The organism is Micromonospora sp. DT53, from assembly GCF_049841535.1.
Lineage (GTDB): Bacteria > Actinomycetota > Actinomycetes > Mycobacteriales > Micromonosporaceae > Micromonospora.
In genome coordinates, this window is record NZ_JBNCKM010000002.1 from 96,244 (window position 1) to 114,401 (window position 18,158).

General features: G+C 70.2%; 20 protein-coding genes. 11 read left to right on the forward strand and 9 right to left on the reverse strand.

Translation table 11 applies throughout. The annotated features are described in order from the left end of the window. Positions 1–135 precede the first annotated feature (135 nt). The 3 genes from ACLQ3B_RS06285 (at position 136) to ACLQ3B_RS06295 (ending at position 2,162) form a co-directional block, all read left to right on the forward strand. A complete protein-coding gene (locus tag ACLQ3B_RS06285; RefSeq protein ID WP_425779786.1) occupies positions 136–672 on the forward strand; it encodes a GtrA family protein in 537 nt (178 codons plus the stop codon). A 63-nt stretch (positions 673–735) separates the two neighbouring features. After that, the gene (locus ACLQ3B_RS06290) at positions 736–1,443 is read left to right on the forward strand and encodes a GtrA family protein (protein ID WP_425779788.1); all 708 of its coding nucleotides are present in this window, start codon (positions 736–738) and stop codon (positions 1,441–1,443) included. Continuing rightward, the gene (locus ACLQ3B_RS06295) at positions 1,440–2,162 is read left to right on the forward strand and encodes a MaoC/PaaZ C-terminal domain-containing protein (protein WP_425778204.1); all 723 of its coding nucleotides are present in this window, start codon (positions 1,440–1,442) and stop codon (positions 2,160–2,162) included. The genes ACLQ3B_RS06290 and ACLQ3B_RS06295 overlap by 4 nt, the downstream gene beginning before the upstream one ends. A gap of 44 nt (positions 2,163–2,206) precedes the next feature. Here the strand turns inward: ACLQ3B_RS06295 and ACLQ3B_RS06300 are convergent, their stop codons facing one another. Together ACLQ3B_RS06300 and ACLQ3B_RS06305 are read right to left on the reverse strand one after the other, a co-directional pair. Further along, positions 2,207–2,779, reverse strand: coding sequence for a PH domain-containing protein (locus ACLQ3B_RS06300; RefSeq protein ID WP_425778206.1), 573 nt, complete (start codon positions 2,777–2,779; stop codon positions 2,207–2,209). Positions 2,780–2,883: 104 nt separating this feature from the next. Continuing rightward, positions 2,884–3,759: a biotin--[acetyl-CoA-carboxylase] ligase gene (locus tag ACLQ3B_RS06305; protein ID WP_425778208.1), complete on the reverse strand. Its 876-nt coding sequence runs from the start codon at positions 3,757–3,759 to the stop codon at positions 2,884–2,886. Between the two features lie 84 nt (positions 3,760–3,843). On the opposite strand from ACLQ3B_RS06305, the gene ACLQ3B_RS06310 reads away from it, so the two are divergent. Further along, complete coding sequence (locus ACLQ3B_RS06310) at positions 3,844–5,427, forward strand: acyl-CoA carboxylase subunit beta (protein ID WP_425778210.1); 1,584 nt, start codon at positions 3,844–3,846, stop codon at positions 5,425–5,427. Positions 5,428–5,458: 31 nt separating this feature from the next. Here the strand turns inward: ACLQ3B_RS06310 and ACLQ3B_RS06315 are convergent, their stop codons facing one another. From ACLQ3B_RS06315 to ACLQ3B_RS06330, 4 genes are all read right to left on the reverse strand, one after another. Further along, complete coding sequence (locus ACLQ3B_RS06315; RefSeq protein WP_425778212.1) at positions 5,459–6,310, reverse strand: hypothetical protein; 852 nt, start codon at positions 6,308–6,310, stop codon at positions 5,459–5,461. Continuing rightward, the gene (locus ACLQ3B_RS06320; RefSeq protein ID WP_425778214.1) at positions 6,303–6,803 is read right to left on the reverse strand and encodes a SigE family RNA polymerase sigma factor; all 501 of its coding nucleotides are present in this window, start codon (positions 6,801–6,803) and stop codon (positions 6,303–6,305) included. Before ACLQ3B_RS06320 ends, ACLQ3B_RS06315 begins: the two co-directional genes overlap by 8 nt. Positions 6,804–6,865: 62 nt before the next feature. Then, the gene (locus ACLQ3B_RS06325) at positions 6,866–7,849 is read right to left on the reverse strand and encodes a ketopantoate reductase family protein (protein WP_425778216.1); all 984 of its coding nucleotides are present in this window, start codon (positions 7,847–7,849) and stop codon (positions 6,866–6,868) included. 170 nt (positions 7,850–8,019) lie between these two features. Next, the gene (locus ACLQ3B_RS06330) at positions 8,020–8,763 is read right to left on the reverse strand and encodes a M50 family metallopeptidase (RefSeq protein ID WP_425778218.1); all 744 of its coding nucleotides are present in this window, start codon (positions 8,761–8,763) and stop codon (positions 8,020–8,022) included. Positions 8,764–8,864: 101 nt separating this feature from the next. On the opposite strand from ACLQ3B_RS06330, the gene ACLQ3B_RS06335 reads away from it, so the two are divergent. Together ACLQ3B_RS06335 and ACLQ3B_RS06340 are read left to right on the forward strand one after the other, a co-directional pair. After that, entirely contained in the window at positions 8,865–9,416 is a 552-nt protein-coding gene (locus ACLQ3B_RS06335) for a Uma2 family endonuclease (RefSeq protein ID WP_425778220.1), read from the forward strand. Positions 9,417–9,542: 126 nt separating this feature from the next. Next, the gene (locus ACLQ3B_RS06340; RefSeq protein ID WP_425778222.1) at positions 9,543–10,295 is read left to right on the forward strand and encodes a GH25 family lysozyme; all 753 of its coding nucleotides are present in this window, start codon (positions 9,543–9,545) and stop codon (positions 10,293–10,295) included. Between the two features lie 82 nt (positions 10,296–10,377). Here ACLQ3B_RS06340 and ACLQ3B_RS06345 read toward each other — a convergent pair whose 3' ends face one another. Together ACLQ3B_RS06345 and ACLQ3B_RS06350 are read right to left on the reverse strand one after the other, a co-directional pair. Continuing rightward, positions 10,378–10,611, reverse strand: a complete 234-nt coding sequence (locus ACLQ3B_RS06345) for a hypothetical protein (RefSeq protein ID WP_425778224.1) — start codon at positions 10,609–10,611, stop codon at positions 10,378–10,380. An 87-nt stretch (positions 10,612–10,698) separates the two neighbouring features. Then, positions 10,699–12,771: a protein kinase domain-containing protein gene (locus ACLQ3B_RS06350; protein ID WP_425778226.1), complete on the reverse strand. Its 2,073-nt coding sequence runs from the start codon at positions 12,769–12,771 to the stop codon at positions 10,699–10,701. A gap of 90 nt (positions 12,772–12,861) precedes the next feature. Between ACLQ3B_RS06350 and ACLQ3B_RS06355 the strand changes: the two genes are divergently transcribed. Beyond that, a complete protein-coding gene (locus ACLQ3B_RS06355; RefSeq protein WP_425778228.1) occupies positions 12,862–13,056 on the forward strand; it encodes an acyl-CoA carboxylase subunit epsilon in 195 nt (64 codons plus the stop codon). Between the two features lie 91 nt (positions 13,057–13,147). Continuing rightward, entirely contained in the window at positions 13,148–13,606 is a 459-nt protein-coding gene (locus ACLQ3B_RS06360) for a hypothetical protein (protein ID WP_425778230.1), read from the forward strand. Positions 13,607–13,629: 23 nt separating this feature from the next. On the opposite strand, the gene ACLQ3B_RS06365 is transcribed toward ACLQ3B_RS06360, so the two are convergent. Further along, a complete protein-coding gene (locus ACLQ3B_RS06365) occupies positions 13,630–14,139 on the reverse strand; it encodes a hypothetical protein (RefSeq protein WP_425778232.1) in 510 nt (169 codons plus the stop codon). Between the two features lie 890 nt (positions 14,140–15,029). On the opposite strand from ACLQ3B_RS06365, the gene mycP reads away from it, so the two are divergent. From mycP to ACLQ3B_RS06380, 3 genes are all read left to right on the forward strand, one after another. After that, positions 15,030–16,163, forward strand: a complete 1,134-nt coding sequence (mycP, locus tag ACLQ3B_RS06370; RefSeq protein ID WP_425779790.1) for a type VII secretion-associated serine protease mycosin — start codon at positions 15,030–15,032, stop codon at positions 16,161–16,163. A 615-nt stretch (positions 16,164–16,778) separates the two neighbouring features. Further along, the gene (locus ACLQ3B_RS06375; protein WP_425778233.1) at positions 16,779–17,447 is read left to right on the forward strand and encodes a Maf family protein; all 669 of its coding nucleotides are present in this window, start codon (positions 16,779–16,781) and stop codon (positions 17,445–17,447) included. Beyond that, positions 17,444–18,097 carry an O-methyltransferase gene (locus tag ACLQ3B_RS06380; RefSeq protein WP_425778235.1) on the forward strand — a complete coding sequence of 218 codons (654 nt, stop codon included), beginning with the start codon at positions 17,444–17,446 and terminating at the stop codon, positions 18,095–18,097. The genes ACLQ3B_RS06375 and ACLQ3B_RS06380 overlap by 4 nt, the downstream gene beginning before the upstream one ends. The last annotated feature ends 61 nt before the right edge of the window (positions 18,098–18,158 follow it).

Consider the following 18,158-nt stretch of genomic DNA (forward strand, 5'->3'; position numbering starts at 1 on the left):
GTCCTCCCAATTGGTTACGCTGCGTGTAGCGGTTAGGCACGTGGCGCTGGGCCCCTCCGGGAGACCACGCCCCGCTTGCCGTTGCTACCCCTCTGACTGGCCGGCAGCCGGTAGGCTCCCTCCGTGGCCGCCACGATGACCGGGGAACAACCGGGTCCCCGGCAGACCCGACGGGGTCTCGTCGGCATGCTGCTCGACCGCTTCGGTCACCTCCTCCGCGAGATGAGCAAGTTCGCCACCGTGGGTGGTTTCGCCTTCCTCATCGACTTCGCGCTCTTCAACTACCTGACGAGCAAGCACGGCGTCGAGGAGCTGACGGCGAAGACGATCTCCACCGTGATCGCGGCCTCGGTCGCCTTCGTGGGCAACCGGTTCTGGACCTGGCGGCACCGCCAGCGCAACAACGCGGCCCGCGAGTACGCGCTCTTCTTCTTCTTCAACGCGGTCGGCCTCGGCATCACGGTGGCCTGCCTCGCGCTCAGCCGCTACGGCCTCGGAGCCATCTGGCCCGCCGTGTTCCAGACGCGCCTGGCGGACAACCTCGCCAGCTACATCGTCGGCACGGGGCTCGCCACGCTGTTCCGATTCTGGTCGTACCGGCGGTTCGTCTTCGTCGAAGCGGGAACCCCGACCCTTCCGCAGGTGAATCCCGACCATGACCACGGGGCGTGACCTGCCGCCCACCTCGTTCGGCCGGTGATCGCCGGCCGCACCGACTGCCCTAAGGTGTTTCGCATGCGTCTTGTCCGCCTGCTGCCTGAGCGCTGGCAGAAGTTCATCCACGAGGCGCTCAAGTTCGGCATCGTCGGCGGCATCAACACCGTCATCAATTACGCGGTGTTCAATGCCCTCGCACTGACCGTCTTCGTCAATGGTCAGTTGAAGGCGACCGTGATCGCGACCATCGTCGCCACCATCACGTCGTACCTCATGAATCGGCACTGGACGTACCGAGATCGGCCGAAATCGGCGCTTCGCCGGGAATATCTCCTTTTCTTCCTCTTCAACGGTGCCGGCCTGCTGATCGAGCTGGGCGCCGTGGCGGCGGCGAAGTACGGCCTCGGCGTCCACGGCCTGCTGGCACTGAATCTGGCCAAGACCGTCGGCGTCCTGCTGGCCACGCTGTTCCGGTTCTGGTCATACCGCACCTTCGTCTTCCAGCCCGTCGCACCGACCGAGGACGAGGCCGCGAAGCCCGACTCCACCTGGCACAGCATTCCCCGCGACGAGTGGGACACCATGGCGGAGATGGACCCGGTCGCCGAGCTTGCGGAATCCGTGTCCGAGCTGGAGGAGGCGGAGACCGCGCCACGCGCCGACTACCCGCCCGGCACGCCCACCCAGGGTCGGCCCACGCGACTGAGCGTCAGCCCCGCCGCCGACCTGGACGCGGAACTCGCCGCGGAGCTGCGCGTCAGCACCCGCCGCGCGCCCCGCCGGTGACGGCACCCGACGCCCGCTCCGGCACGGGGCGACCGGCCGAGCTGTTCTTCGAGGATCTCGTCCCGGGGCTCACCGTCGACCTCGGCGTGGTCACCGTGGACGCCGACGAGATGGTCGCCTTCGCCCGCCGCTTCGACCCGCAGTGGTACCACGTCGACCCCGACCTGGCCGCGGCGAGCCGGCACGGCGGTCTGATCGCCAGTGGCTTCTACACGGTCAGCCTGTTCATGCGCGCCTACGTCGACCACCTGCTGTCCCGGGCCGCCGCGGACGCGTCTCCCGGCCTGGAGGAGCTGCGCTGGCTCGCCCCGGTGCGGGCCGGCGACCGGCTCGCGGTCCGGGTCGACGTGATGGGCGCCCGACCGTCGACCGCCCGCCCGGGCCTGGGCACCGTCAGCCTCACCGGCACCATGCTGCGTCTCGGCCCGGACGACCGGCCCGAGCAGGAGGTGCTGCGGACCCGCTTTCGTGGCTGGTTCGCCGTACGCCCCGCCGAGGCCGACCCCGCCGAGGCCGACCCCGCCGAAACCGACCCCGCCGAGGCCGAAGCCGCCGAAACCGACCCCGCCCCGACCGAAACCGCGCCGACCGGCGCTGACCGGCCCGGCACCGACCGGCCGGACGCCGGCCCGATCGCCGCGGACCAGCCCACCGACGGGTCGCCCGACGGCGGTCCGACGGAGATCAGCGCCTCACCCGAGGCTCAACGAAACGACTGACCCGCCCCGACAGCGTGTCGTGGGCGGGTCGCGACCGGTCCGGCTCAGGTCGTGGTGTCGCGCAGCGGCTTGCCGTCCTGCATGTCGGCGAGCATGTCGCGCATCTCGCCGTCGCCCAGCGAGTGCTTGTCGTGCTGTGCCTCGACCAGCTCGTACAGGGTGGTCTGCACCTTTCCGACGTTCGGTACGTCGGCGAGCACCGACTGGCCGCGCTCGCCTGCCGACTCGATGGTGAGCGTCCCGCAGCCGAGCAGGCGCTCGACGAAACGCTGGTTCATCGAGTGGTCGTTGACCCGGGCGAGCGGGAGGTCCCGCCGATCCCGGGAGAAGACACCCTGCTGGAGCAGGACTCGCTCGTTCGTGAACAGGTAGTGGGTGGTGCGCCAGACCAGGAACGGCCACAGACCGAGCCACAGCACCCCGATCAGGGCGATCGCCCCGATCACGGCCAGCGCGATCGAACCGCCGCCGCTCTGGGGCAACAGGAGCACGCCGACCACCACCGCGGCGATGGCCAGCACCAGCACCACGATCGGCCGAATCAACGCCTTCCAGTGCGGGTGCAGGTGCAGCACGACGTGCTCGTCCTCGGTGAGCACGTCTTCAGGAAACGCCACGGGAACCTCCAACGCGATTTTCTAGACGCGCAGACGGTAAACCCCCCAAGCCCCACCACAACATCCGCCACGCGGCCCACCCGTCCTGCGCGATCTTGCACTCGTCAGCGCAGGTGGAGGACGTCGCCGGCGGCCAGGGTTCGGGCGCCGGTCGGGGTGCTGACCATCAGTTGGCCGTCCGGGTCCACTCCGGTGGCGGTGCCGGTCAGGGAGTCGCCGTTGGGAAGCAGGACGCGTACCTCACGGCCGATCGTCGCGCAGACCGCCAGGTAGGCGTCGCGCAGGCCGCTGGCCACCGCGTCGCCGCCCGCCGAGCGCCAACGGTCGTACCAGTCGGCGACCGCCCGCAACAGCGCCCGCAACAGCGGATCCCGATCGGTGGCCACCGCGCCGGCCAGCTGGAGCGAGGTGGCCGGCAGCCCGGTCGGATTCACCGGCAGCTCGTCGGCGCGCAGCGTCACGTTGAGCCCGATGCCCAGCACGATGGCCGGCGGTTGGTCCGGCGCACGTCCGGGCACCGCCTCGGCCAGCACACCCGCGCACTTCGCGTCGTCGACCAGCAGGTCGTTCGGCCACTTGAGGGTGGCCTCCAGCTCGGCCAGCCGGGCCACCGTCTCGACAAGCGCCACGCCGGCCAGCAACGGCAGCCACCCGTACCCCGTGGGTGTCGCCGGCAGCCAGCCGCGGTCCGGCACGGCCTCGCCGGGCCGCAGCAGCACGCTCGTCGCGATGCCGGCCCGGGCCGGCGACTGCCAGACCCGGCCGCGCCGGCCGCGCCCGGCGGTCTGCCGCTCGGCGACCACGACCAGGCCCTCGGGCTCGTCGGCCCGCGCGGCCTCGGCCACGTCGGCGTTCGTGGAGCCGGTCTCGGCACGCAGCTCCAGCCGGGCCCACGGCCCGTTCGGCGCGACCAACGCGCGGCGCAGCCGGGCCGCCGACAGCGGCGGCCGGTCCAGATCGGTGTACGGGGAGCCCGACATTCCGCCAGCCTACGACGGTGCTCCGGTGGACACTGAGGCGTACTGCACAGCGGCACCCACCTGAACCATCGTTATATTCCCTGGGTGACTACCGAGACCGGGACCAACATGCACAGCACCGCGGGCAAGCTGGCGGACCTGGAGCGCCGGGTCGACGAGGCGGTGCACGCCGGGTCGGCCCGCGCCGTGGAGAAGCAGCACGCGCGTGGCAAGAAGACCGCCCGCGAGCGGATCGAGATGCTGCTCGACGAGGGCTCCTTCGTCGAGCTCGACGAGCTGGCCCGGCACCGCTCCACGGCCTTCGGGCTGGAGCGCAACCGCCCGTACGGCGACGGGGTGGTCACCGGCTACGGCACGGTGGACGGCCGGCAGGTGTGTGTCTTCGCGCAGGACTTCACGGTCTTCGGTGGCTCGCTCGGCGAGGTCTTCGGCGAGAAGATCGTCAAGGTGATGGACCTGGCCATGAAGATCGGCTGCCCGGTGGTCGGCATCAACGACTCCGGCGGCGCACGCATCCAGGAGGGCGTCGTCTCGCTAGGCCTCTACGGTGAGATCTTCTTCCGCAACGTACGGGCCTCCGGCGTCATCCCGCAGATCTCGCTGGTGATGGGGCCCTGCGCCGGCGGCGCGGTCTACTCCCCGGCGGTCACCGACTTCACAGTGATGGTCGACCAGACCTCGCACATGTTCATCACGGGCCCGGACGTGATCAAGACGGTGACGGGCGAGGACGTCGGCATGGAGGAGCTGGGCGGCGCGCGTACGCACAACTCCCGCAGCGGAAACGCCCACTACCTCGCCAGCGACGAGGAGGATGCGGTCGACTACGTCAAGGCGCTGCTGTCGTACCTGCCGTCGAACAACCTCGACGAGCCGGTCGTGGTCGAAGCCCCCGCCGACCTGGCGATCAGCGACGAGGACCGGGAGTTGGACGCCCTCATCCCGGACTCCGCCAACCAGCCGTACGACATCCACACAGTCGTCGAGCACGTCCTCGACGACCGTGAGTTCCTGGAGGTCCAGCCCCTGTACGCGCAGAACATCGTGGTCGGCTACGGCCGGGTCGAGGGACGACCGGTCGGTGTGGTCGCCAACCAGCCGATGCACTTCGCCGGCACCCTGGACATCGCCGCCTCGGAGAAGGCCGCCCGCTTCGTGCGCACCTGCGACGCGTTCAACATCCCGGTGCTGACCTTCGTGGACGTGCCCGGCTTCCTGCCCGGCACCGGTCAGGAGTGGGACGGCATCATCCGCCGGGGCGCCAAGCTCATCTACGCGTACGCCGAGGCGACCGTCCCCAAGGTCACCGTCATCACCCGCAAGGCGTACGGCGGGGCGTACGACGTGATGGGCTCCAAGCACCTCGGCGCGGACCTGAACTTCGCCTGGCCGACCGCGCAGATCGCGGTGATGGGCGCGCAGGGCGCGGTGAACATCCTCTACCGCTCCGAACTGGCCGGCGCCGAGGACCCGGCGGCGGTGCGGGCCGAGAAGATCGCCGAGTACGAGGACACCCTGGCCAACCCGTACGTGGCGGCCGAGCGCGGGTACATCGACTCGGTCATCCCGCCGCACGAGACGCGCACCCAGATCATCCGGGCGTTGCGCGTCCTGCGCACCAAGCGGGAGACCCTGCCGCCCAAGAAGCACGGCAACATCCCGCTCTGATCTCGGTCCCTTGATCGCCCCGGCGGCCGCGTCAGCAGGGTGGGTTGGCGGCTGCGCACATCCGGCGGGCGGCGACCTCCGCCAGGCGGCGCAGGTCCAGCTCGGTGCCGGCCTGTCCCATTCTGAGCACGGTGATCAGATCACCGACCCGGACCACGGCGGTGGTGGTCGGCCGGGGCGCCGCACCGATGGGCTCGCCCGTCTTCTGGTCGACGGGCTGCGTACCTGTGTGCAGCAGTAGCGCAGCCCCGTCGCCGGCGAAACCCCGCTGGATCACCGCCCAGCGGTGCGTCGCCATTCCGGTTCCCGTCGCACTCCCCGCCTTGTACTCGCCGACGCTGACCCAGTCGGCGCACGGGGCAACAACGTCGTCCAGCGTGTCGATCAGCTGGATGGCCGCCTCGGGTACCAGCCGGAAGAGATCCTGCGTGACCAGACCAACCGACGTGCGGATCGGCGCAGCGTGTTTGGGCACAAACGTCTGCGAGCGGGACAGGATCGAGTTCTGCCAGCCATTCGAGCGTCCCTGGCTCGTCCGGCAAGCGCCGAGCATGTGGTCCAGCAGGACCGGCTCGCCCAGCCCCGACTGGCTGAGCTGCACCTCGACCTGCTGCGACAGGTCGGCTGGCTGCAACAGGGCATCGGTGGTGATCTCGTGCCGGGTCGGCGAGGCCGAGGCGGCCGGCTGAACCAGTGGCGGGGACGTCCTCGGCGCGGCGACCGCCACCGCGGAAACCCCGGCCAGGGCCAGCACGACGGTGGCCACCACGACCTTGCGCTGGCTGCGGCGACGGCCCCGGGCGCGAATCTCCTCCGGGGCGAGCCAGCGCACGTCCCGCAGGTCCCGCTGGATCTGTTCGACGAACGTCGGGTCGTCACGCATCGGTGGCCTCCTCCAGGTCAGAGACGGCGAGCAGACCGGCGAGCGCGGTGCGCCCCCGGGAGAGACGGGCCTTGACGGTGCCCACCGGGGCCGCGGTCTCCCGCGCCACGTCGGCGACCGGCATGCCGACCAGGTAGTACAGGGCGATGGCGACGCGTTGCTCCTCCGGCAGCCGGCGCAGGGCGGCGACCACCGCGACGGTGTCGGTGCCCGGCCCGGGAACGGTCTCGGTGGCACCGTGCCGCAGGTAGGCGCGTGCCCGGCTCCGCAGGCTGCGCCACCGGCTGACGGCGATCCGGCTGGCCACCACCCGCACCCACGCCTCCGGGTCGTCGTACACGCTGACCGTCGACCAGCGCTGCCACGCCCGGACGTACGCCTCCTGCACGGCGTCCTGCGCCTCGCTCCGATCGCCGGTGAGGGCGTAGACGAACCCGAGGAGCCGTTGCCGACTGCCCCGGTAGAACTCGTCGAACCCGTCGACGTCCGGCACCCGCTACCTCCCCGTGTCGGTCGCTGGGAACACGCACCGGGCGGGGTCGCCGGTTGCCCCGGTCAGGCGACCATTTTCTCCAACTCGGTGAGCGGGAACGCGCCGGCGGCGATCCGCTCCCGCACCGCCCGGCGTACGGCCCGCTGCACGGCGACGTTGACCGGTGTCGGTACGCCGTGCAACCGGCCGAGCAGAGCGATCTCGCCGTTGAGGTGGTCGACCTCGGTCGAGCCGGTGCCCCGGGCCAGGCTCTGCCAGGTGGAGCCGCCGGAGCGGGCCTCGCCGTCGACCGGGCGCTGCCCGACCAGGTCGCCCCGTGCGGCCTTCTCCTCCTCCGGCGAGGTGTGCGCGATGCCGGCGGCGGCGAGCGCGGCGACGCCTTCGGCACGTACCCGCTCGACAAGCGCGTCCGGGATGTCCCGACCGAGCAACGCCTGGAGGCCGTTACCGAGGTTGCTGAGCAGCTTGCCGTACTTCCAGCGCAGCACGTCGGTGCGGACCGGGGCGACGAAGCCGGCGGCGGTCAGGTCGGCGGCGATCGCCCGGTCGGTGTCGTCGGCGCCCCCGGGGTACCGCCCGATGTGGAGCATCCCCGGATGCGGGTACCCGTTGGCGACCACCACGCCCGGGTCCAGGTGGGTGGCCGGCAGCCAGACGCAGACCGGGTGCACGTCGGCGAAGAGCCGCAGTGCGGCCCGTTCGTTGGCCACCCCGTTCTGCGCGGTCACCAGCGGCAGACGTTCGCCAGCGGTGCCGCCACCGACCACCGGCGCGTCCACCCAGGCGGCCAGCGCGCCCGGAGTGTCCTGCGACTTCACGGTGAGGATCAGCACGGTGTCCGCTGGCAGCGGCTGATCACCGGGCCGGTCCACCGCCGCGAGCCGGGCGGTCACCTGACCGTCGGGCTGCCGCAGGGTCAGACCCCGCGCGCGAATCGCGTCCAGGTGGGCGCCGCGGGCCACCACCGTCACGTCCCGGTCGGCCTGGGCCAGCCGTACGCCGATGGTCCCGCCGACCGCGCCCGCCCCGATGATCACGTATCGCACGGCCCCATTCTGCCCACCCGCGCCCCACCCACCCGCGCCCCTCCCCGCCCCTCCCGCCGCCCTCCCCGCCCCACCCGCCGTCGATCATGGAGTTGTGGTGCCTGACTGCGGGGGTATTGCGGCTTTCGCGGCCCACCACAACTCCTTGATCGACCCGGGCGGAGGCGGGGTTAGAGCGTCAGGCCGGCGTCGGTGAGGATCGGGCCGGTCAGCAGGAGGGCGCCGGCGACCAGCGCCGCCAGGTTGACGAGGGCGAAGACGCTCACCCAGAAGATCGGCGGGAACGGGGTGAGCCCGGCGAGTTGGTCGGCGTCGGAGGCGGGCATCCGGCCCCGCGAGCGCAGCCGTTGCAGCTCGACCACCGGCCGCACCCCACCGAGCAGCAGAAACCACACCCCGGCGTACGCGAACGCGGCCTGGACCTGCGGCGTCGCGTACCACGAGACGGCGAACACCAACGCGCCGGTGACCAGCAACGACACCACGCCGAAGACGTTGCGGATCATGACGAGCATGGCCAGCAGCAGCGCCACCGCCACCCAGAGCAGCAGGGTGATCCGGTTACCGCCGAGCAGCCAGGCGCCGGCCAGCCCGACCAACGGCGGTGCGACGTACCCGGCGAGCAGGGTGAGGATCATGCCCGGCCCGGTGGGGCGGCCGGCGGAGAGCGTCAGCCCCGACGTGTCCGAGTGCAGCCGGATGCCGTGCAGCTTGCGGCCGGTGAGCAGGGCGACGAGGGCGTGCCCGCCCTCGTGCGCGATGGTGATGGCGTTACGGGCGATCCGCCACGGCAGCCGGGTGGAGACCACCACCAGCGCGACGGCACCGGTGATCAGCACCAGCAGCGCGGGCGGGTCCGGCTGCGCGCCGAACAGCGTGTCCCACAGGTCGCCCAGCCCGTCGATCGACATCATGGGGCGCGAGCCTACCGGCGGCGTTCCGTGTCGCTCCCGAGGCACCGGCTCGTATCCTGTGAAACTGATCGGGTGGCGAGTGAAGCGGGAGGTGGACGCAGGTGAGCGCAGCCCCCCTGGAGCCGCACGTCGGCCTGTGGACCGAGGCCGACTACTTCGCCCTGGGCGAGACGCCCGACCGGATCGAGCTGCTCGACGGGAGCCTGTTGGTGAGCCCTGCCCCGAGCCGACGGCACCAGCGGGTGTCACGACGGCTGGCGAACAGCATCGAGGCAGCAGCAGAGCCTCGCGGTCTCCTGGTCTATGACGCGATAAACGTCCGGCTCGGCGTCGACCGGGTCGTCATTCCGGATCTCGTCGTCACCGACGCCGACGACGACGGCACCTATCTCGACTCCGACCGGGTGTCTCTCGTCGGTGAGGTCGTCTCGCCGGGCAATGCCGCGGCCGACCGCCTGCTCAAGATGCAGCTCTACGCCATTGCGCGAATCCCCTGGTATCTGCTGGTCGAGCAGGACGGCGACGCGCACTCGTTGCGGCTGTTCCGGCTGGACGGTGAGCACTACGTCGAGGACCAGGTGGCCAAGCCCGGCGAGACGTTGACCGTCGTCGAACCGTTCCGCTGGCAGCTCGACCCGGCCGCGCTGCGCTGATCCGTCCTGCCCCGGCCACCGGGCCTTCATGGACCGTCGATGAAGCTTTTTACCGGTCGCCCTTGTGATCTAGGGCACTTACCTCCAAAGATGAGTGTCGATAGAGCGACGTCCTTGGAGGCACTCATGGCCCGTACCCGATCATCGCTGCGCCGCGCGTTCGCGGCCGGCCTCACCGTCCTCGCCACCGCGGCGGCGGCCCTGGTCGCGACCGCCGGACCGGCGGCCGCCGCCACCACACCCGGTGTCGACGTCTCCCGCTACCAGGGCACCATCAACTGGACGAGCGTCCGCAACGCGGGCATCGAGTTCGCCTTCATCAAGGCGACCGAGGGCACCAGCTACAAGGACCCGAACTTCAACGCCAACTACGTCAACTCGTACAACGCCGGGGTGATCCGCGGGGCGTACCACTTCGCCCGACCGAACATCTCCGCCGGCTCGACCCAGGCCAACTACCTGGCGTCCAACGGCGGCGGCTGGTCCGCGGACAGCCGCACCCTGCCGGCCGCGCTGGACATCGAGGGCAACCCGTACAGCGGCGGCTACTGCTACGGGCTCAGCACGACCGGGATGCGCAACTGGGTGCAGGACTTCCTGAACACCTACCGCTCCCGCACCGGCCGGTACGCGGTCATCTACACCACCACGAGCTGGTGGAACCAGTGCACCGGCAGCTGGACCGGCCCGTGGGCGAACCACCCGCTCTGGCTGGCCCGCTGGTCGAGCACGCCCGGCGCCCTGCCGGCCGGCGCGTCGGTGTGGAGCTTCTGGCAGTACACCAGCACCGGCGCGGTCTCCGGGATCAGCGGCAACGTGGACCGCAACTACTGGAACGGCGACCGGAGCCGCCTGATCGCGTTGGCCAACAACACCTGACCGGGCCGTTGGCGGCAGCGGGATCGACTGTCACTCCACGGTTGACAATCGGTCCGGCTGCCGCCACACCACCGGGTATGGGTCAGACCCGTCGCCGGCTCAGGGCCGGCACCATCACCGGAGCATCCTCGCGGACCAGCGCGTCCCGCCGGCTGAGCCGCCGGACGCCCACCGCACCAACGGTGATGGCAACGACGCCGAACAGCGCGACGAGTACCGGAAGCCCAACGCTGATCAGCAGCAGTGCCACATCGCCGAGTGCGACGAGCATCCACAGTGCCAGCCGGGGCCGGGCGTTCCTGCATCGGTAACCCATGTCGCACCTCCCTCCGTCGTTGGAGATCAGATACCCCGAACGACGCAAGAACATGCGAGAGAGGTTCGCGCAGGTGCGAAACGCCTGTCAGTTGACCCGATCGGGCTTGAAGCCCTTGACGATCTGGTCGAAGTTGGCGAGGTTGGCCTGCCAGTCCTTCTCCGCGATCTCCCACCGGATGGCGTAACCCCGGTTGGTGGCGGTTACGAAGCCCCGGTTGCGCACGTGGATGCGGGTGCCGTCCCGGGTCTCCAGCCACTCCCAGTCGGCGCAGGTCCGATACCAGTCGCAGGACTTGATGCTGCCCACCAACTGATAGTTCTTGACCAGGCCCTTGCGGTCCGGTTCCTTCTCCTTCCAGTCGGCGACCGCGTCCTTCTCCGGGCTGGAGGTCCACTGGACCAGCATCTTGCCAGGCCCGCCGGACTGGTTGAAGACGAAGGTGTCCGACCTGGTCTGACGGCCGCTCCAGCCGGGTGGAAGCGGGATGGAGAAGATCGGCCCCTCGTGCAGCTTCCAACCCGCCGGCAGCGCGTTCGGGTCGGTCGACGGCGTGGCCGAGGGCGACGCACTCGGTGCGCCCGTGGTGGGCGGAGGCGCCGCCGGAGCCGAGGACTGCGCCGGCGCCGACGTGGCGGCCGCACCGGTCGTCGGGCCGGTCTGCGGGGTCTCGTCGTCGTCGCCCTTGGTGAGCATCGGCACGATCACCACGAGGCCGATCAGCAGCAGGGCCACGAGCGCCCCGATCAGCACGTTGCGTCGGGTGTTGTTCGGCTTCGTGCCGTCCGATGGCGGGACCGCCGCACGGCCGGCCGGACTCACCGGCGGCATGAGCGACGTCGGCGTGGTCGGCTTGCGCTGCTCCGGAGCCACCGGCGGACCGTCGACAACAGTCGGCTCGTCGTCGACGTTCGTCGTACCGTCGCCGCTCGTGTCGGGCGCGGCCGTGACCTTCGCGGTCGGCTCAGCCTCGGTCGGCTCAGCCTCGGACGGCTCGGCCTCGGACGGCTCGGCATCGGTCGTCTCGGCCTCGGACGGGCGGTCGATCGTGGCGGTCGGCTCGGCCGGCGCGGCTGCGGTCGGCTCGGGGGGCACCGGCGCGGTCGGGTCGGCGGCCGCACCGGAGGGAACGACGGCCGTCGGCGTGGCATCGGCGGCACCGGTCGTGGCGGCAGCGGAGGTAGCGGCCGAGGTGGTCGCGGCGGCGGCCGGCGGCGGCGACACCGGCCGGTCGACACTCTCGGCCGGCCGCGGGGCGGGGACGTGCGGCGGGCGCGGCTCGCGTGGACCGTTAGGCCCAGGCCGGCGTACGCCATCGAGCAGTGAAATCCCGCGCGACCGCTTGCCCCCGGCGCGGCGCAGCAACCGCTCCGCCACCTCGGCGGTGATCCGCTCGTTCGGGTCCTTGCGCAGCAGCCCGTTGAGCACGGCCTTGAGCGGCCCGGCGTTCTTCGGCGGCGGAATGGGCTCGGTGGCCAGCGCGGCCAGCGTGCCGATCGCCGACGGCCGGGCATACGGCGACTTGCCCTCGACCGCCGCGTAGAGCGTCGCGCCCAGCGACCACAGGTCGGCCTCCGGCCCGGCGGTGCCGTCCCGGGCCCGCTCCGGCGAGATGTACGCGGGTGAGCCGAGGACCATGCCGGTGCGGGTCACGTTGGGGTCGCCGGGGATGGTGGCGAGACCGAAGTCGGTCAGCACCACCCGGCCGTCGTCGCCGAGCAACACGTTGCCGGGCTTCACGTCGCGGTGCATGACGCCCGCCTTGTGCGCGGCGCTGAGCGCACCCAGCACGCCCAGGCCGATCTCCACCGTCTGGGCCACCGACACCGGGCCGTCCTCGGCGAGAGTGTCCTGCAACGACTTCGACGCCACGTACTCCATGACGATCCACGGATCGCCGTCGGTGCGCAGCACGTCGAAGATGCGGACGACGTTGGCGTGGTTGAGCCGGGCGATGGCCCGCGCCTCCCGCAACGAGCGCTCGCGCATCTCGCGGCGCTCCTCATCGGTGAGACCGGGCGGCGGCACCAACTCCTTGATGGCGACGTCCCGGTGCAGCACCTCGTCGCGCGCCTTCCACACCCGGCCCATGCCACCCTGGCCGAGCGGCGACAGAAGCCGGTATCGGTCAGCGACAAGTTGGGGAAGCGCGTTCGACATCGGTGAGACGGTACCCGGACCGGCTGACGCTCACACCGCCGGCACGCCACTGTGCGCTTCGGGTAACTTCGCGCCGCGTACCCTGGCGTCATGTCTGCCGAAGAGCCGCTGTTCCGGGTCGTCCGCGGCGTGCCCACCGCCGAGGAGTTGGCCGCTCTGGTGGGGGCGATCATCGTCCGGTCCCGGCCCGCCACCACCCCCGCGCCGACGACCGTGTCCGCCTGGGCGCGCAGCGGTCGACCGGGCAACTCCCGTGGGTGGCGTGCCGCCGGCCTGCCCCGCTGACCCGAGACCCGCCGCACGGGGGGCTGCCAGGGGGGCGTTGAGCCGTTAATCTCACTCAGGGAAACGGTGCCGTTACGGGTAGGGAGGATCCATGATCCCCGAGGAGGACCGGCCAGCACCCTGGCTACGCGGTTACAGCGGCATCGAAGCCGACATCAGTCAGCTCAGAGAGTTCGCCGACCGGCTCGCCGCCGAGGTCGAGAGCAACTACGCGCCGCACCTGTCGTACATCGCCGAAGACATGTCCGCGAAGCTGCCCAACCCATGTGACGCCTTCATCGAGCTGGTCACATTCCTGCACGCCCACCACGAGACGCAGCAGGCCACCGCCGACATGGTGTACGCCGTCCGAGGCGTCACCGGCCACCTCGCCGCCGCCGCCGACCAGGTCGCCACCCACTACGCCGACAGCGACGCCTTCACCGCCGCCCGAGTGGTGGACGTGCAACGAGCCCTCGCCAACCCCGCCAGCGTCCTCCCCGGCGGCCCCACGCCGACACTGACCGACCCGACCAGCCCCGACGCCCAAGGGCCGGTGGTGCTGCCGTGATCGAACGAGGCACCGGCCGCACCTCAGGCCTCACCGACTGGCAACTCATGGACGTCAACAGCATGTGGGCCTGCCTCCAGGACCACGACACCGCCAACCACTGGAAGCAGGTAGCCGGCTGGCGCAAGGTCTGCGACCTGGCGCAAACCCACCTCGGCCGCCTCCAGCAGTACCGACGCGGGCTCGCCGAGGCCTGGCCCCCCGAAACCAGCGCCGCCTCCCGCACGTACCTCGCCGAACTCGACGAACTCATCGACAAGGTCCAGCGGACCCACGACGCCGCCGCCTCGAACTACACCGCACTCTCCGCCGCAACCCAGGCCATCGGCACCACCCGCGCCGCACTCCGCAAGATCCACGAGGAGTACGCGACCAAGTTCCAGCAGAAACAGGCGTACGAGTCGATGGTCGCCGACCCGAAAGCGGTGATGGGCAACCGGGTCACCGAGCCGCCTGTCGCTGATGGGGAACTGGAACGGCTGAACGCGCAGGCCCGATCCATGATGTTCAACCTGAGCGGCGAACTCCAACAAGCCCAAGCAACCCTCCAAAAACCCCCCATGGCTCCTCCGCGCCCAAGGCGAGACCCGTCAGACTCAGATGCTTATGACTCCGCGCCAACAATCCCGCCAATCTTACCCGTACCCATGACCGTCGGCGCAGCACCGTCTTCGCTTCCATCTAGTCCAATGGGCAGGTCGCAACCCGCCTCTACCGCCTCAGTGATAGGGCCGATACTTGGCGGCACCAGCACCGCAACTGCACCGCCTCCCCCGATTCCTGGAGTTCCGGGAGTTTCTGGAGTTGGAGTATCCACCCCGCCGCCCGGCATTGGAACGCCAACGCCGCTGCCACCTGGGCCGATACCTCGCACCCCAATTTCGCCTTCCGAGGGCACGTCGGGAGCCACCAATCGGCAGGTTCGTGGAAATAGCAACGGCCCCCCCTCCTCACAGCCGCCGACTCGATCTTTGCCACCAACCGGCATTATCGGTGCGACGCCTGGCGTCGGGCTAGGTCAGCCCGCATCCCCGCCCAGTCCGACACGAAAAGTTAATCCAATTGGCGGCGTTATCGGTGGCGGTGGCGCTGGCACCACCCCAACCGGTGGAGCCGGTTCCCGGCCAGCCGGAGGCCGAGGCTTGCCTGGACGACAGCAGCTTCCACCCATTGGCGGCGCTCCCACCCTGGGCAGCGCTGCGGGTTCGGGCCTGGGAACTAGTTACCCGCATAATCATCCCGCAAGAAGGGGCCAGAACGCAGATCAACGAGCCTGGGACCCCGATCATCCGTGGGAGATCGACCAAGGGGTAGACCCTGTCGTCCGCCCGCCAGAGGAGCAGGGCCCAACCGACCCTGGCCCCGCAATCGGCTTCAACCGATAATGAATCGTGATCGTCGACTCTTGCGGATATTGTCGGCTATTTTTTCGGCGACGCTACTCCCAGTGCATATACCGGCGGGAGCCGGTTCTCACTTCCCGAGTGGCGAGCCCGGCGAGATCCACAGGATCAGATCGGACCAGTGGCACCTCACTTACCTTAATGCTTCCGATGCGCAACGCATTACCCGAGGCGCAGGAGTAACTGTCGCTGTCCCAGACACAGGCGTGCAACCGCACCCCGACCTTCGGAGAAACCTTCTAAGAGGTATTGACATCATCACCGGCGGGGATGGCAGCGGTCAGTACGATCAGAATAGCCATGGCACTGGGATGGCCGGCTTAATTGCTGCGCATGGGCAGGGGACAAACTCGGGCGCTCTGGGAATAGCTCCAGATGCGCAAATACTCCCAATTCGGGATACGCCTGCTGACGGTGAGGGTGAGCCCGAGAACTTGGCCGCAGGCATCGACTTCGCGGTCCTCAACGGAGCCGACGTTATAAGTATTTCCTCGGTTGGCGGCGCCGGCATCCCATTGCGTCGATCCATAAGAGCGGCACTCGCGGCCGGTGTGATTGTGGTTGCATCCGCTGGCAACCGCCCGCATGATTCTGCAGTTGGTTATCCAGCGTCGGAGGACGGCGTCATCGCCGTCGGTGGAATCGACCGAGACGGCAAACATGCTGCCGTCTCGGTGACTGGACCGGAGATTGATGTGGTTGCGCCCGCGGTCGACATCTACAGCACGAGCATCGACGGCAAGTACCGCAAAGGCACCGGAACCTCGGACGCGACGGCGATCGTGGCCGGCGCGGCCGCGTTGATCAGGTCCAAGTTCCCGTACCTGCCCGCCCGCGAGGTGGCGCACCGGCTTACGGCTACCGCCGTCGACAAGGGTCCACCCGGGCGCGACGACGAGTACGGCTATGGGGTGATCGATCTTGTGGCGGCGCTGACGGCAGACGTACCGCCGCTGGGGTTTGAGTCGGTGAGCGCTCCGGCCGGTGCTGGACCGAGCACGACGGCTGGTGCTCAGCCGGGTGACGAGAGCGATGGAGCGACAGCGCGCGGCCTGGCCACCCTTGGGGTGATCGTGGCTGTCGGGGTCGGGTGGGCAGTGATAGCGCGGCGGCGCCGACGTGGTGATGATCCGCCGCCCAGAATCAGTCGCTGACCGATCAACGAAACAGTGATCGACTCGGGTTTCTTGATGTCGGGGTGTCCGGGGCAGCCGGATACCCCGATATCGCCGACACCGACTCGATCCTCGCGGTGGCCGACGATGGGTGGACGGTGATCCACTCGCCTTCCAGGAAACTGCGGTATCCGGGGCAAGGGGATACCGCGTTTTCCTGAAAGGCGAGTGGATCAAGGACTTCGGGCCATCCAGGCTGCCCTGCAGCCCGAACAACCGACCACCCGGCCCCCGCGCCACCCGCCCCAGACACCGGACCTCCGGCCACCCCGCCACCGGCCCACGCCGCCTCGCCGCCCCAGACACCGGACCTCCGGCCACCCCGCCACCGGCCCACGCCGCCTCGCCGCCCCAGACGCCGGACCTCCCGGCCGCCCCGCCACCGGCCCACGCCGCCTCGCCGCCACCGGGCCTCCCGGCCACTTCACCTCCGGGCCACCCCGCCACCGGCCTCCCGGCCACGAAGCCACCGACCACCAGGCCACCGACCACCGACCACCCCGACCACCCGGCCACCGACCAGCCGGCGCGCCGGGCGGCCGGCGATGGGCGGGGTGTCGGTCTTGGTGAGCGCTGGGCGGTAGCCTCGGGCTCGTGTCTGAGACCTTGCCGCTCCGCCTCGTGCTCGCGTCGGCGAGCCCTGCCCGTCGTAAGTTGCTCCGGGCTGCCGGCGTGGAGCCGGAGGTGCTGGTCAGCGGGGTGGACGAGTCCCTGGTGGTGACCGAGCGGGCCGAGGAATTGTGTCTGGAGTTGGCTCGTCTGAAGGCACAGGCGGTGTCGGCCAGGCTGAGCCCGGCTGTTGATCAGCGGACGTTGGTGATCGGCTGTGACTCGGTGCTGGCGTTCGACGGGGAGATCCTCGGCAAGCCGGCGGATGCGGCCGACGCTACCCGGCGGTGGCTGCGGATGCGGGGGCGCAGCGGTGTTCTGCACAGCGGGCACTGTCTGATCGATGTTGCTGCTGGGCGGCGCGCGGAGGCGGTCGCGTCGACCATTGTGCACTTCGCTGACATCAGTGACGACGAGATCGCCGCGTACGTGGCCACGGGTGAGCCGTTGGCGGTGGCTGGCGCGTTCACGATCGACGGGCTGGGTGGGCCGTTCGTGGAGCGGATCGAGGGTGACCCGGGGACGGTGGTGGGGCTGTCGATGCCGCTGCTGCGCCGGCTTCTCGCCGAGCTGGATCTGCGGATCACCGACCTGTGGACGACTGTCGCGCCGGGCGGCCAAACGGTCGAGCCGATCGGTAACGTCCGGTCATGACAACCAAGTCGATCCCGCTTACCGACGAGCTGCACGCCTACCTGGTCGCGCACGGCTCCCCGCCGGACGAGATCGTCCGTGACCTGGCCGAGGAGACCCGGTCGGTGCTGCCGGAGCACGCCACCATGCAGGTGGCTCCGGAGCAGGCCGCGTTCCTGACGTTCCTCACCCGGCTGCTCGACGTGCGGCAGGCCGTCGAGGTCGGCACGTTCACCGGGCTCTCCGCGTTGGCGATCGCCCGCGGGTTGCCCGAGGGTGGGCGGCTGACCTGTTTCGACATTTCCGAGGAGTTCACCAGCATCGCCCGGCGTTACTGGGCACAGGCCGGCGTGCGGGATCTGATCGACCTGCACATCGGCCCGGCCGCGGACGGGCTGCGGGAGTTGCCGCACGAGCGGCACCTGGACTTCGCGTTCATCGACGCGGACAAGACCGGCTACCCGATCTACTGGGCTGAGCTGGTGCCCCGGATGCGTCCGGGTGGGGTGATCGCCGTCGACAACGTGCTGCGTGGCGGGCGGGTCATCGCCCCGCAGGACGCCGGGGACCGGGCCATCGCCGCGTTCAACGACGAGGTCCTCGCCGACGTCCGGGTGGACCCGGTGATGCTGCCGATCGCGGACGGCCTGACCCTAGCCCGGGTCCGCTGAGCAGCAGCAACCCCGAGCACCAGCAATCGCCGAGCGCCGAAATCGGGGTGTCCCCCACCAA